The 12,588-nt window shown below is 55.0% G+C and carries 14 protein-coding genes; 9 read left to right on the top strand and 5 right to left on the bottom strand.

Annotated features, from left to right (window positions below):
• Position 1: 1 nt before the first annotated feature.
• The 3 genes from ACZ51B_RS08070 to ACZ51B_RS08060 all read right to left on the bottom strand — a co-directional run bounded on the left by ACZ51B_RS08070 (position 2) and on the right by ACZ51B_RS08060 (position 2,363).
• Entirely contained in the window at positions 2–1,546 is a 1,545-nt protein-coding gene (locus ACZ51B_RS08070) for a hypothetical protein (RefSeq protein ID WP_464296728.1), read from the bottom strand.
• Between the two features lie 133 nt (positions 1,547–1,679).
• Positions 1,680–1,901, bottom strand: a complete 222-nt coding sequence (locus ACZ51B_RS08065; RefSeq protein ID WP_464296727.1) for a hypothetical protein — start codon at positions 1,899–1,901, stop codon at positions 1,680–1,682.
• An 84-nt stretch (positions 1,902–1,985) separates the two neighbouring features.
• The gene (locus tag ACZ51B_RS08060) at positions 1,986–2,363 is read right to left on the bottom strand and encodes an RNA recognition motif domain-containing protein (RefSeq protein WP_464296726.1); all 378 of its coding nucleotides are present in this window, start codon (positions 2,361–2,363) and stop codon (positions 1,986–1,988) included.
• Positions 2,364–2,651: 288 nt separating this feature from the next.
• Here ACZ51B_RS08060 and ACZ51B_RS08055 point away from each other — a divergent pair, with 288 nt between their 5' ends.
• The 3 genes from ACZ51B_RS08055 (at position 2,652) to ACZ51B_RS08045 (ending at position 4,808) form a co-directional block, all read left to right on the top strand.
• A complete protein-coding gene (locus ACZ51B_RS08055; RefSeq protein WP_464296725.1) occupies positions 2,652–3,746 on the top strand; it encodes a family 10 glycosylhydrolase in 1,095 nt (364 codons plus the stop codon).
• A gap of 79 nt (positions 3,747–3,825) precedes the next feature.
• Positions 3,826–4,221, top strand: a complete 396-nt coding sequence (locus ACZ51B_RS08050) for a hypothetical protein (protein ID WP_464296724.1) — start codon at positions 3,826–3,828, stop codon at positions 4,219–4,221.
• 32 nt (positions 4,222–4,253) lie between these two features.
• Positions 4,254–4,808 (top strand): MOSC domain-containing protein, encoded by a 555-nt coding sequence (locus ACZ51B_RS08045; protein WP_464296723.1) that lies wholly within the window; start codon positions 4,254–4,256, stop codon positions 4,806–4,808.
• Here the strand turns inward: ACZ51B_RS08045 and ACZ51B_RS08040 are convergent.
• Entirely contained in the window at positions 4,794–5,384 is a 591-nt protein-coding gene (locus ACZ51B_RS08040; protein WP_464296722.1) for a hypothetical protein, read from the bottom strand. The two genes, ACZ51B_RS08045 and ACZ51B_RS08040, sit on opposite strands and share 15 nt — an antisense overlap.
• Before the next feature lie 55 nt (positions 5,385–5,439).
• Here ACZ51B_RS08040 and ACZ51B_RS08035 point away from each other — a divergent pair, with 55 nt between their 5' ends.
• From ACZ51B_RS08035 to ACZ51B_RS08010, 6 genes are all read left to right on the top strand, one after another.
• A complete protein-coding gene (locus ACZ51B_RS08035; RefSeq protein ID WP_464296721.1) occupies positions 5,440–5,877 on the top strand; it encodes a nuclear transport factor 2 family protein in 438 nt (145 codons plus the stop codon).
• Between the two features lie 98 nt (positions 5,878–5,975).
• A complete protein-coding gene (locus tag ACZ51B_RS08030) occupies positions 5,976–7,544 on the top strand; it encodes a glycoside hydrolase family 44 protein (RefSeq protein WP_464296720.1) in 1,569 nt (522 codons plus the stop codon).
• Between the two features lie 138 nt (positions 7,545–7,682).
• Positions 7,683–8,144 (top strand): (2Fe-2S)-binding protein, encoded by a 462-nt coding sequence (locus tag ACZ51B_RS08025; RefSeq protein WP_464296719.1) that lies wholly within the window; start codon positions 7,683–7,685, stop codon positions 8,142–8,144.
• Positions 8,141–10,213 carry a xanthine dehydrogenase family protein molybdopterin-binding subunit gene (locus ACZ51B_RS08020; RefSeq protein WP_464296718.1) on the top strand — a complete coding sequence of 691 codons (2,073 nt, stop codon included), beginning with the start codon at positions 8,141–8,143 and terminating at the stop codon, positions 10,211–10,213. The genes ACZ51B_RS08025 and ACZ51B_RS08020 overlap by 4 nt, the downstream gene beginning before the upstream one ends.
• A gap of 3 nt (positions 10,214–10,216) precedes the next feature.
• Positions 10,217–11,206 carry an XdhC family protein gene (locus ACZ51B_RS08015; protein ID WP_464296717.1) on the top strand — a complete coding sequence of 330 codons (990 nt, stop codon included), beginning with the start codon at positions 10,217–10,219 and terminating at the stop codon, positions 11,204–11,206.
• Entirely contained in the window at positions 11,193–11,780 is a 588-nt protein-coding gene (locus ACZ51B_RS08010; RefSeq protein WP_464296716.1) for a nucleotidyltransferase family protein, read from the top strand. The genes ACZ51B_RS08015 and ACZ51B_RS08010 overlap by 14 nt, the downstream gene beginning before the upstream one ends.
• On the opposite strand, the gene ACZ51B_RS08005 is transcribed toward ACZ51B_RS08010, so the two are convergent.
• Positions 11,755–12,525, bottom strand: a complete 771-nt coding sequence (locus ACZ51B_RS08005) for a CE1 family esterase (protein WP_464296715.1) — start codon at positions 12,523–12,525, stop codon at positions 11,755–11,757. The genes ACZ51B_RS08010 and ACZ51B_RS08005 overlap by 26 nt on opposite strands.
• Between the last annotated feature and the right edge of the window lie 63 nt (positions 12,526–12,588).

Below are 12,588 nucleotides of genomic sequence, written 5' to 3'. Positions count from 1 at the left end.
GTTAATGGGTTGGAGTGGCCCCGGCTTCCAGCGATTTCGTTACCTCAGTGAACTCAAAAGGAAGAGGGAAGGTGGAGTACCAACTCACATCGGGCAAAGGAGGAAGATTCTCCCCAAAGTGCTCCCGAAGCAGAGTCCTAAAAGAGTTCACCGGAGTAATGCTCTTGTAAAGTTTGCTCTCCACATCTTTCGGAACCAGATAAGCGTTGAGGTTAGAAAAACACTCTTTGAGATCTGTCTTGGCAAGCGAGTTCTGGTTCAGCCCCACCTTCGATCCATGATCTCCCTGCACAATAATGATGGGCCTCGGACCGGGCTGAGCCAGCAACTTGTCCAAAGTCTTCAAAACCATCCCATTCAGCGCCTCCACCTGCGTGGTGTAACCGCGAATGTAGTCCGCCTTCGTCCCCACATGCTCCATGTAGTCGCTTCCATCCCAAAAACCAAACGGCCCCTTGGGACGCCCAACCTGATTCGCAGCCCCAAGGACAAATGGAGGATGCGGCGCCAAAATATGAGCGATCACAAACCGGGGTTTCAACCCATGTCCCGTCAATGACTCAAGGTTCTTGAAAGCATCGTTCAGCCCATTTCGACGCTGAACATACATCGTGTCAATCGCTTCATCAACCCCTCCAACAGGCGTCTCCTGAAGCAACGCCGTCTCCATCAACGTAGTCCCAGCATGAGCCTGAATCACCTTAGAAGCCTTGCTAAAATGGATCGGCGGAAACCCAGTAGTAATCGCTACTGACTGATAACCCCACTTCTGCAACCGAGCCGTAATTGCGTTCTCATCAATGAGAGAGTCCAGTGGCGACCGATCATTACTGTCCTTGTTCACATTAGGACAAAGCCGCTGAACAAAGTCTAAATTCAGAGAGGAAGCAAGCGAGATCTCAGTCTGACAGTAGTTAGAGTGGCTATCATCCGCCACATAAAACCCTCGCTCCCGCAAACCACTGATGAACGGCTCGTTCGAGTAGTTCATCACCCGCTTCAACTGATCCTGCCGACCGTAACCATCCAGAATGATGTAAAAGATGTCAGGACGCTCAGGATTTCTCGACGACTTCACACCCGTCTCGGGGCGTTCCGGCGGCGTGAACTGCGATTCCCTCGAACGACCGTAAGCAATCTGAACGAGCGCAATACAAACAGAAAAGCCCGCCAACATGTTGAACAAGCGTGTCCCACGAAACTTCCACGTGAGCAGACCAGCAACCGGCACGGCAAGGAGCGCCCAAGCCACGAATGGATGAGCCACCAATTGATCGATGTGAATCGCCGAAGAGATCTTGGAGTACGCAAAAAAGGTGGCCACAAGAATAGAAGCCGCAATCGCACCCCGCTCCACACTCCGCAGCACAAGAGACAGAACTGCCCATGTGACCAAAGCCGCCGCCACTGCAACGGCCAACGGTCGCCAAAGTTCCCCCAATGGGATCAGAGCCAAGTTTGCAGAATACAAACTGAGCACGGGAAAAGCTGCAACAAAGGGCGGATGAAAAGGAATAGCCTTGCGACCACCCTCCTCATTCTTCACCGAACTCTCCTCTCGATCCGCCGGGTATCAAATCCCAACCCGACTCGTGTAATTGAAAACGTCAAATAGAGATCTGCCTAATACATACACACTGCGAGGTCCACTCGAGAACCTCACGAAATCAGCGAGCGGTTTAGCGTCGATGAGCAATGTGCTGGACGTAAGACTTCAAACTTCTCCAGCGGGTGGACAAATAGTAGGCACCGGTAAGGAGTCCACCGACTGCGGCTTGGAACAACATGCTGGCCGATCCACCGTCAAGATAAGACAAGGTGTGAAAGGCATGGTTGAGATCGTTGGGGAACTGCATGATAGGCGTAGAGACGCACCCCTCCTTCGAGTGTTCACTCTTCATGCAACTTTCATGCACATCTAACGGGCCACAAAAAAGAAAGGCTCAGGACATTGTCCTGAGCCTTTCAAGTCGCTTAGCTAGTTCTTACCAGCGTCCGCCGCCGCCGCCGCGACCGCCGGAGCCGCCACGACCGCCGCCGCCGCCGCTAGATCGGCCACCGCCGCCGCCATAGCCGCCACCGCCGCCATAACCGCCGCCGCCACCGGAGCGACCACCGCCGCCGCCGGATCGCTCTTCGCGAGGACGTGCTTCGTTAACTGTGAGTGTTCGACCGTCGAGAGATGAACCGTTCTTGTCAGCAATTGCTGCCTCGAGCTGGTCTGCATTCACGTCGACGAATGCGAATCCGCGGCCTTCGATGATGCGAACGTTAGTTGCACCGTAAGCTGCGAATACCTGCGTCAAAGTTGCCTCTGAGCTGGAATATGGGATGTTACCTACGTAAAGAGTCTTATTAGCCATAACTGGCCTCCTTGGAGCGGGTTCGGACCCGCTGAGTTTTGCACGTGCTTGCTGTCTTCGATCTCTATACAAAACTCGCGAAGGCGGAATTCTGGCTGAGAAGGATCCATTCAAGATCGCAACAAGAGCAGTCTACCACTGAAAGTCACAAAACTGTAAAAAAACTCTGCTGAGAGACAACTTTTAGGGGTTTCGATAGAGTATCACGCTCAACTTTATAGGCAAGAATTCTCACTCCGTAACGTAATAATTCTTGCACTTACAAAGCATTCTAGGCAGAATGGGCGGGTGAATCGAAGAGACTTTATCAAAGCAGCAGCGCATGCCAGTGTCGGCCTCAGCCTCGCTCCCAAGTGGCCCTTGAGGGAGGCTTTGAAATCAGATCTCACACAGAGAAAGGATCACGTGACAACGACAAAGAAGTATTGGATCTGGACAGGAATCGACAAGGAAGCGTCGAATTCCAAACTCAAAGAAAAGTACACCAAACTCAGGCAGCACGGCCTAACCGGTGTCTACATAAGTGGCGGCCTATACGACCGCGAGTTCGACCACATCAAGAACGCCGGACTCGAAGTCCACACCTGGATGTGGACAACCAACCGAGGCGACGAATGGATCCGCAAAAACCACCCAGACTGGTACATGGTCAGCCGAAGCGGAAAATCCTGCTTCGATCAGCCCCCATACGTCGACTACTACCGCTGGATCTCCCCCGTCATCCCCGGCGTTCAGAATTACCTCAAAGATAAAGTCGCAGAACTCGCCGCCCATCCAGCCGTTACCGGTGTCCACCTGGACTACGTCCGCTACCCCGACGTCATTCTCCCCAGAGCGCTCTGGGAGAAATATCACCTAGACCAAACCGAAGAGCTGCCAGATTACGACTTCTGCTACAGCGATCACACCTGCAAAGCCTTCGAAAAAGTTTCGGGTCGCGACCCGCGCAAAATCGAAAACCCTGCCAGCGATCAAGAGTGGCTCCACTTCCGCTACGACTCCATCACGAACCTAGTCAAGCAACTCACCAAGGTCGCCCATGACCACCACAAGAAGATCACCGCCGCCGTCTTCCCAACTCCCCGAATGGCCCGCAAAATCTGCCGCCAAGACTGGGACAAGTGGCCCCTAGACGCAGCCTGCCCCATGATCTACAACAGCTTCTACAACGAATCCGTAGAGTGGATCGGCGACTGCGTCCTAGAGAACATCCACGCAGTCAAATTCCCCATCTACGCAGGGGTCTACATGCCCGCCCTAGAAAAACTCACGGACTTCGAAGCCGCCATCCACCAAGTCCACAAACGGGGAGGCGCTGGAATCTCCATGTTCGGGGGCATCAGCGACGACCACTGGAAAGTCTTCGAGAAAGCCATCTCCTAAGTCGAAGTACCCGCTGGTGAATTAAGAATGTCTTAATTCACCAGTGAAACGGCCAGCACTGTGATATACAGAGTCTGCTATGAGTATTTCTGCGTTAATTCAAGCCTTCAGGGCGATTGTTTTGGAGGCCTTCACCGACCGTAACAATGCGGCAAAATGGGGAGGGTGGATCGATGTCCACGGCTCAGCAGACGAGCCAGCCCAGATTCAACTGAACGGCAAGTTCACCGCTGTCTCAGTTGAGATGTCTGGACTCAAATTCGAGTTCACTGCAGGTGAAGAGAAGATTGTCCTCGAAGCAAGACCGAACCTGCACAACCTCGACGTCTATCTCAACGGAGTCCTCGACCCAGAAGCCCGCGTCGTCGTAGCTCCCAAGAGCACACTCGCTCACCCACTGAGAGTCGGCATCGACTTCCGTCCCGTCACTTTCGACGGTCACGAGTCCCGATTCAACCTGCGCTACACAGGTTAAACCTTACGGCGCCTATCTATACTAAAGATGAGATGGGCGCCCAAACCACCGGAGTCGTCATAGCCGTCAGTCGCTGCGCTGATCACATTTTCAGTAAAAACATCCAGCCAAGCATCACACTCCTCCAAGGCCTCGGCGTTGAAGGAGATGCCCACTGCGGCTCAACCGTCCAGCACAGATCCCGAGTCACACAAAACCCCCATCAACCCAATCTTCGACAAGTCCATCTCATCCAATCCGAACTGTTCGAAGAAGTCGCAAAGAGCGGATTCCAAGTCACGCCAGGCCAACTCGGAGAGAACATCACCACACGCGGAATAGACCTCCTCGCCCTGCCCAAAGCCACCAAGCTCCGAATCGGCTCAACTGTCATCGTAGAACTCACCGGCCTAAGAAACCCCTGCTCCCAAATCGACAACTTCCAAACCGGACTTCTTAGCGCAGTGTTGGACAAAGACGAGCAAGGCAACCTCATCCGAAAAGCCGGAGTCATGGGAATCGTCCTCCAAGGTGGGGAAGTAAAGCCCGACGACTCCATAGAAGTCGAACTCCCGCCATCACCCCACGAACCTCTAGAGCGCGTCTAACTTGATCCGGTTCGCAGTGGATGTCAAAGACTCAGTCCTGAGATGTCCAATAAAGCTATCCGGAGGAAGCTCCGCCGAGTCCAACTGGATCCCTGGGCAAACCTCTTCAATAGGCTTGCGCCATCGTAACACGTCCTGCTGCAAGGTATTCCGCTCAAATACTTCACCCGGCTTCAACTCCCAAGACTCATCAAGCCGAGGGTCGGCAAAGTAAATAAAATCTGTCCCTACCCACTGATCCAACCGATAGTTCTCAATCCAGCTAGCCCAAGGATGCCCACCCTTCAACTCAAACACAACCCGAGTGAAAGGTGTGAACAACCAAAATGCCACCGAAGCCGCTTGCACCGCATCATCCACATGACAGTGCCAATGCTCGGTCGACACAATCAACTCATCCTCAATCCGCTCAATCGAAACCTCAAACCCACGATCATCCAGCGGCTTCACGCTGAACCGAGAAGGAGTCTCATCATAAGCGACGGGCACCTCTTCCTGCACAGACACCCAATACTTGAAGATGTAAATCGCGTTCTCAAACGGATCCCTTTCATAAACAGTCGTCTCTGTGTCCATTCCCCTCAAATTATGACGCCCCACTAAGGACCGAACCCGGTATATCCTGAACACCATGACTCTCGCGCTCGCAGCACTCGTACTCGGCTACCAAACCCAAGCCCCAACCCAAGCTCAAATCCAGGCCATCTACGAGAAGTGGGACAAAGCCGTAGTCGCCCACGACCTCAAAACCATGAAGTCCGTTCTGGCCAGCAACTTCAAAGCCGCCCAATCCGCCAACCAGAAACCCCTCAACCGAGACGAATTCCTCAAACAAATCTCCGACAGCTGGAAGTCCGGCGCCCCAAGAGAAGTGTCCTTCACCACAGTCATCAAAAAGCTCGAAAAGAAAGCAGACAAGCTGAGAGTCACCGTCCTAGAAACCATCACCTACGGCAGAGAAGACGACCGAGGCCGAAAAGTCTCCTTCTCATCCATCGACACCTGGCAGAAACTAGAAGGCAGATGGCAAGTAATCGCCACCGAGCCACTTCCCGCTAAGAAGAAATAACAACCTCTGCAACTACTTGGCATCAAAAAGAAGAAGCGATAACATCAAGGCTTAAGCTAACATAACGAAACCATCAGGGAGTCGAAACGTATCGACCTATGGGTAATCTTCGCAAAGTTCTGGTTGGAGGCGCTATCGTCATGACAGTTTTCGCTTGTACTACACTGATGTTGTTCAATGCTGGGCCCGCTGTGGAGCTCACCGTCGACACCACTCAACAAAAGCCCATCTCGCCCTACATCTATGGAGTCAACTATCCCGATTGGGATCACCTAGGCAAAGGCTATCCCCTCGCACGCCAAGGTGGAAACCGACTCTCCGCCTACAACTGGGAAACCAACGCCAGTAATGCAGGCAGCGACTACCACCATCAAAACGATGGCTACCTAGGCGAATCCAACGAGGCCGGATGGACCGCAAGAACATTCATGGAGGCAGCACAAGCCCACGACGCAGCAGTCCTCCTAACCGTCCCCACCACCGGTTACGTATCCGCCGACAAAAACGGCGACGGTGACGTCAACAAAACGCCGGACTACATCAACGTCCGCTTCCACAAGTCCTATCCCAAGAAAGGAAGCAAGTTCGTCTACCCACCCAACACCAAAGACAAAGCGGTCTACCAAGACGAGTTCGTCTCTTGGATCACCAAGATCAAAAACAAGAAAACCCCCGTCTGGTTCAGCCTAGACAACGAACCCGATCTCTGGGGCTCCACCCACGCTCGCATCTGGCCCGTCCCACCTACCTACAGCCAGATCGTCGAAAACAACACCGATTACGCCGCAGCCATCAAAGCCGTCGACCCAAAAACCCTGATCTTCGGCCCAGCCAGCTACGGCTGGAACGGATACCGCACCTTCCAAAACGCCCCCGATGGTAACGGAAGAGACTTCCTAGAGTTCTACCTAGCCTCCATGAAGGAAGCAGAAAAGAAGGCAGGCAAACGACTGCTGGACGTCCTCGATCTCCACTGGTATCCCGAAGCAAAAGGAGAAGGCGTCCGAATCTGCGAGGGCACCGACAAACCAGGAACCCCCGCCGCCCGCATCCAAGCTCCTCGCTCCCTCTGGGACCCCACCTACGTGGAAGACAGCTGGATCTCGGATTCGATGAACAAGAAACCCATCGAACTAGTCCCCCGAACCCTACGAGAAATCAACAAGAACTATCCAGGAACAAAACTCGCCTTCACCGAATACAACTACGGCGGAGGAGCCGTCATCAGCGGAGCCATCGCACAGGCAGACGTCCTCGGCATCTTCGGTCGCTACGGCGTCTTCGCAGCATGCAACTGGGGCATCTCCCCCAAAGACACCGCACAGATCGCCGGCCTCGCATCCTTCCTCGACTACGATGGAAAGCGATCAAAATTTGCAGACCTCGGCCTAGAAGTCAAAGGCGAAACCCCCGCTTCAAACTCCCTCTACGCCGCCCTCGATTCCAAGGACAAAGGCAGGCTCACCCTCGTCTATATCAACAAGACAGCCGCCAATAGCCACGTCGTCACACGACTCAAAGGCTTCAAAGGCACCGCCATTAAGGCCTACACCATCTCATCAAAAGGCTTCACCAAGCCAACCCCACTCGACGCGAAAGTCTCCAACGAGAACGTCAACTTCGAAGCCCCCGCACTCAGCGTAACCACCATCGAAGTCCGCAAATAACCAAATCCACTCTGCCTCCCAACCCACTGGGAGGCACACCCTCAATCAAAACAATCCCTAACATTCATTTCAACAAAATGACAATTTAACTAGGGCATACCACCCGCATCCGGTTAGAATGGAGGCGAGGCGTATCTCATGGCTTTGTACAAGATTAATGTAAATGGATCGGAGAAATCGGTAGAGGCTGTCCCAGACATGCCACTCCTGTGGGTACTGCGAGACATTCTCGAACTCACCGGCTCCAAATACGGTTGCGGTGTTGGCTCCTGCGGCGCATGCTCCGTTCTAGTCGACGGAAAAGAGAAGAAGAGTTGCCTGCTCTCCATCTCCGATGTAGCATCAAAGAAGATCGTCACCATCGAAGGCCTGTCCTCCGATCACAACCATCCACTCCAAAAAGCCTGGATCGAACACGACGTTCCCCAATGCGGCTACTGCCAGTCAGGCCAAATCATGGCGGCCGCAGCACTTCTCAAGCAAAAGCCCAACCCAACCGATGCAGACATCGACGAAGCCCTCAGCTCCCATGTCTGTCGTTGCGGAACATACCAGCGCATTAGAGAAGCCGTCCACGCAGCGGCCAAGGGAGCGAAATGAAGAACATCGACGAACTCAGCAGACGTGGTTTCCTTAAAGTCGTAGGCGGCGTCACTGCCGGTTTCGCCCTAGGCTGTTTCCCAGCATCCGCCACAAACGCCCTCACCAAAGCGAACGCGAGCAAAGCAGGCTCCGCCGCCGCATTTGCCCCCAACTCCTTCGTAACCATCCAACCCGACGGCAAAGTCAGCGTCACTATCACCCGCTCCGACATGGGACAAGGTGTGCGCACCTCCTTCGCCATGATCGTCGCCGAAGAAATGGATGCCGACTGGACCAAGATCAACGTCGTCCAAGCAGGCGCAAGCGCTGAAGGCGAGAGCGGACACGGCACCGGCGGTAGTTCTAGCATCCGAGGCATGTACAACGAACTGCGAAAAGTAGGAGCAGGCGCCCGCTCCATGCTCATCGCAGCTGCAGCCAAAACCTGGGGAGTAGACCCCTCCACCTGCCACACCGAAAATGGCAAAGTCGTCCACACCAGCGGCAAGTCCCTCACCTACGGCGAACTCACCGAAACCGCCAAAACAATGCCCGTCCCACAGGGCGAACTCAAACTCAAAGAAAGAGCAGAGTTCAAACTCATCGGCAAAGCCACCACCCGCGTCGACAATAAAGAAGTCGTAGCAGGCACCGCCGTCTACGGCATGGACGTCAAAGTCCCCGGCCTCACCAAAGCCGTCATCGCCCGCCGACCAACCATCGGAGCCACCGTCGAATCTTTCGATGACTCCGCCGCCCGAAAGGTCCCCGGTGTAATCGATGTCGTCCAAGTCTCAAACGGAGTCGCCGTCGTGGCCACCAACACCTGGGCGGCCATGCAAGGCCGCGAAGCGCTCAAAGTCAAGTGGACCACAGCCAACGCCGACCTAGACACTCCCAAGCTACGCGCAGCACTCCATGCAGCCATCGGCCAGCATAAGACCATGCCGACCGGCGCCAAGGTCATCGAAGCAGTCTATGATCTGCCTTACTTGGCTCACGCAACCATGGAGCCGATGAACGCCACCGCCCACGTAAAGGACGGCGAATGCACCATCTGGGCACCCACCCAATCCCCCGATGGCGCGCGTGGCGAGATCGCAGGCTTCCTCAAGATCCCACAAGAGAAAGTGACCGTCCACCTGACGCTCCTAGGAGGCGGATTCGGACGCCGAGGCTCCAACGACTACGTCCGAGAAGCAGTCGAAATCTCCAGCAAAATCAACAAGCCGGTTCAAGTCATCTGGTCCCGAGATGACGACATGCGTAACGACCACTACCGCCCAATGAGCACCCACGCGTTCAAAGGCGCAGTAGACGCATCCGGCAAGCCAGTAGGCTGGAGCCACCAAGCACTGAACGCACCCGGACGAAGCAAACTCGGCAACTTCGGCGAAGCAGGCATCCCCTACGAAATCGAAGGCGCAGGCATGGCACATGGCGGAGTCAAATCCCCAGTCCCAATAGGCGCATGGCGCTCAGTCGAGCACTCACAACTCGTTGTAGTCAACGAGTGCTTCATCGATGAACTGGCCCACGCAGCAGGCAAAGACCCGTACAAATTCCGACTCGAAAACATCGAGAACGACCGGCTCAAGAAAGTGCTGCAACTCGCAGCAGAGAAGTCCGGTTGGGGAACCCCGCTGGCGAAAGGTCACGGAAGAGGCATCGCCTGCTTCGAAGGCTACGGCTCATTCGCAGCCCACGTCATCGAACTCAGCGTAGTCAACGGCAAGATCAAACTCCACCGAGCCGTCTGCGTCGTCGATTGCGGCATCGCCATCAACCCCAAAGGCGTCGAAGCACAAATGCAAGGTGCCTGCGTAGACGGCCTCTCCACCGCACTCAAAGCAGAAATAACGCTCGACAAAGGTCAAGTCGCCCAAACCAGCTACTTCGACTACGAGTGGATCCACATCGACGAAATGCCAAAACAGGAAGTCTATGTGCTACAAAGCGGCGGCGGCCCCGGCGGCATGGGTGAAGTCGGTTACCCCTCAGTCATGCCAGCCGTAGCAAACGCAATCTTCTCCGCCACAGGAAAGCGCGTCCGCAAGTTCCCCATCCGCATGAACGAGGTCGTCTAGTTCGTGCGGGATGTACTCCCAACACTCCAGCAGTGGGAAAAAGACGGTCGTCGTTTCGCGACGGCGACCGTAACGCACACTTGGGGCTCCTCCCCAAGACCCATCGGCGCAGTCATGGGCATTAGGGAAGATGGCGTCGTTTGCGGCTCCGTCAGCGGCGGCTGCGTCGAATCAGCTGTCATCGAAGAGTCCCTGGCTGCCCTCAAAGACGGCCAGCCCAAAGAACTGGTCTTCGGCGCAATGGACGAATCCAAATACTGGGAGATCGGCCTCTCATGCGGAGGCAAAATCCAGGTCTGGGTCACCCCAGAACCCTACAACACCCCTCTCTGGAGCCAAGTCGTCCGCCAAATCGACACCGACAAACCCGTCGTGACCATCACCCGATACCAAGACAACACCCAAACCTTCTGGGACCCCGCAACCCCCGCGCCGTCAGAAGCCATCCACAACATCTACAAAAGCCGCCGAAGCGCAGAACTAGAAATCGAAGGCCAACGCCACTTCGTCCACGTCCTCCCATCTCGCGAAAGACTCATTATCGTCGGCTCGGTCCACATCGCCGTACCTCTGGTCCGTTTCGCCAAAGAACTAGGCTTCGAAACCGTCGTCATCGATCCCCGAGCGCAGTTCTCAACCGATGAACGCTTCCCAACCCAGCCCGACAAAATGATCACCGAGTGGCCCCAAACGGCCCTCTCCGGTTTCGATCTCACGGAAGAAACCTACGCAGTCGTCCTCACCCACGACCCCAAAATCGACGACCCCGCCCTAGCCATCTTCCTTAAAAGCCCCGTAGCCTACATAGGTGCACTCGGAAGCCGGACAACCCAGGCAAAGCGCCGAGAAGACCTAGCCGCACTCGGATACTCGGAACAAGAGATCCAAAGAATTCACGGCCCCATCGGCCTAGCCATCGGTGCCCGCTCCCCCGAAGAAATAGCCCTCAGCATCATGGCCGAGATCGTGCAGGTCCGAAATGCGCACCGTTAGTGCCATGGTCATGGCCGCCGGAATGTCCACCAGAATGGGCGGCCCCAATAAGCTCCTGCTCCCCTGGCGCAACTCCACCATCATCGGAACAACCGTCGCGACTCTACTCTCCTGCATCGAAGACGTCCTCGTCATAACCGGACGCGATGCCGAGCAAATCGCAGCCGCAACCACCCCCGCCCGCACAGTCTTCAACGAGCATTACCAACAAGGTCTAGGCAGCTCCATCGCGACCGGCGTCAAGGCCTGCCTCCAATCCGACGGCTTCCTCATCGTCCTAGGAGACATGCCACAACTGTCCCCGACCGTCCTTCAAACACTCGTCGAGACCTTCCAACGAGCCCCCCAAGACGCAATCATCGCCCCCATCTACGCAAACGAGCCAAACAGAACAGGACACCCCGTTCTATTTGGCTCGTCCTATCGAGAAGCTCTCGCACAACTAGAAGGTGACGAGGGAGCACGCTCCATCATTCAACAGAACCGACACAATCTCATCACGGTCCAAGTGGAGAACAGCCTCCCCGACATCGATTCTCCAGCCGACCTCAGCGCTGCTTCGAGTGACGCTTAAAGAACTCAATCGTCAAGTTGAAAGCTTCCGCCGGATACTCGTGTCCGCCCGGATGAATATAAGTCCCCAACTCCGTGCCATTGATCCCCGGCTCATACTTGGCATACCCATTGGTGGTCGCCTTAGACGAGTCTGTATGAAGAGCGTGCTCCAGCATCTTAATCGAGAACTTCTGGCCAACAAACTTCACAATCGGATCTTTCTCGCCAGCGACCACGAAGGCCGAAGTGGGTAAGTAATTTCTCGCACCTAACCCGGCAGGACTAGCCGCAGGTCCATACGCAGCGAACACATTGGGCCGAGCCTCCCAAAGAACATAAGTGAACCGCCCTCCGTTCGAGTGCCCCATCGTATAGATCCGGCGGTTGTCAACCTTGTACTCCTTCCGAATCTGAGCCAGCATCGCATCAAAGAACTTAATGTCGCGTCCGCCCTCGTCCTTCACATTCTGCTGCCAGCCATTCTTAGTCCCCTGAGGATCAGTCTTTCCCTTAGTAGGAATCCCCTCGGGATATACAGCAATAGCCTCCGGCCAAAGCGATCGCATGTCAAACTTCCGCGCGGAATACCGCATGTTCCCACCGTGCCCGTGGAAAGCAAAAACAACCGGTGCACCCTCTCTCGGAACAGCCCCAGGTCCAACAACAATCGTGACCTTCCTCTCGATTCCATCAATCATAAAGGTCTCAACATGCGAACTCCCTGTCTGAGCCAGCAGCATCGATAAAGCAAGCGTAAGTGGCATGGCGGAATAGACGTGACTCCTTTTCCAAAGTTCATTAACCTAAAGCATCCCGGCAAAGCTCAC

The organism is Fimbriimonas sp. LA-C6 (assembly GCF_055398105.1).
Note: the sequence above shows the minus strand (reverse complement) of the source record. Positions and strands in the feature narration are given on the sequence as shown.

Coding starts and splice junctions, on each gene's coding strand:
- ACZ51B_RS08065 (WP_464296727.1), bottom strand. CDS start 1,901: ATGAAGAGTGAACACTCGAAGGAGGGGTGCGTCTCTACGCCTATCATG.
- ACZ51B_RS08060 (WP_464296726.1), bottom strand. CDS start 2,363: ATGGCTAATAAGACTCTTTACGTAGGTAACATCCCATATTCCAGCTCA.
- ACZ51B_RS08050 (WP_464296724.1), top strand. CDS start 3,826: ATGAGTATTTCTGCGTTAATTCAAGCCTTCAGGGCGATTGTTTTGGAG.
- ACZ51B_RS08045 (WP_464296723.1), top strand. CDS start 4,254: ATGGGCGCCCAAACCACCGGAGTCGTCATAGCCGTCAGTCGCTGCGCT.
- ACZ51B_RS08040 (WP_464296722.1), bottom strand. CDS start 5,384: ATGGACACAGAGACGACTGTTTATGAAAGGGATCCGTTTGAGAACGCG.
- ACZ51B_RS08035 (WP_464296721.1), top strand. CDS start 5,440: ATGACTCTCGCGCTCGCAGCACTCGTACTCGGCTACCAAACCCAAGCC.
- ACZ51B_RS08030 (WP_464296720.1), top strand. CDS start 5,976: ATGGGTAATCTTCGCAAAGTTCTGGTTGGAGGCGCTATCGTCATGACA.
- ACZ51B_RS08025 (WP_464296719.1), top strand. CDS start 7,683: ATGGCTTTGTACAAGATTAATGTAAATGGATCGGAGAAATCGGTAGAG.
- ACZ51B_RS08020 (WP_464296718.1), top strand. CDS start 8,141: ATGAAGAACATCGACGAACTCAGCAGACGTGGTTTCCTTAAAGTCGTA.
- ACZ51B_RS08010 (WP_464296716.1), top strand. CDS start 11,193: ATGCGCACCGTTAGTGCCATGGTCATGGCCGCCGGAATGTCCACCAGA.
- ACZ51B_RS08005 (WP_464296715.1), bottom strand. CDS start 12,525: ATGCCACTTACGCTTGCTTTATCGATGCTGCTGGCTCAGACAGGGAGT.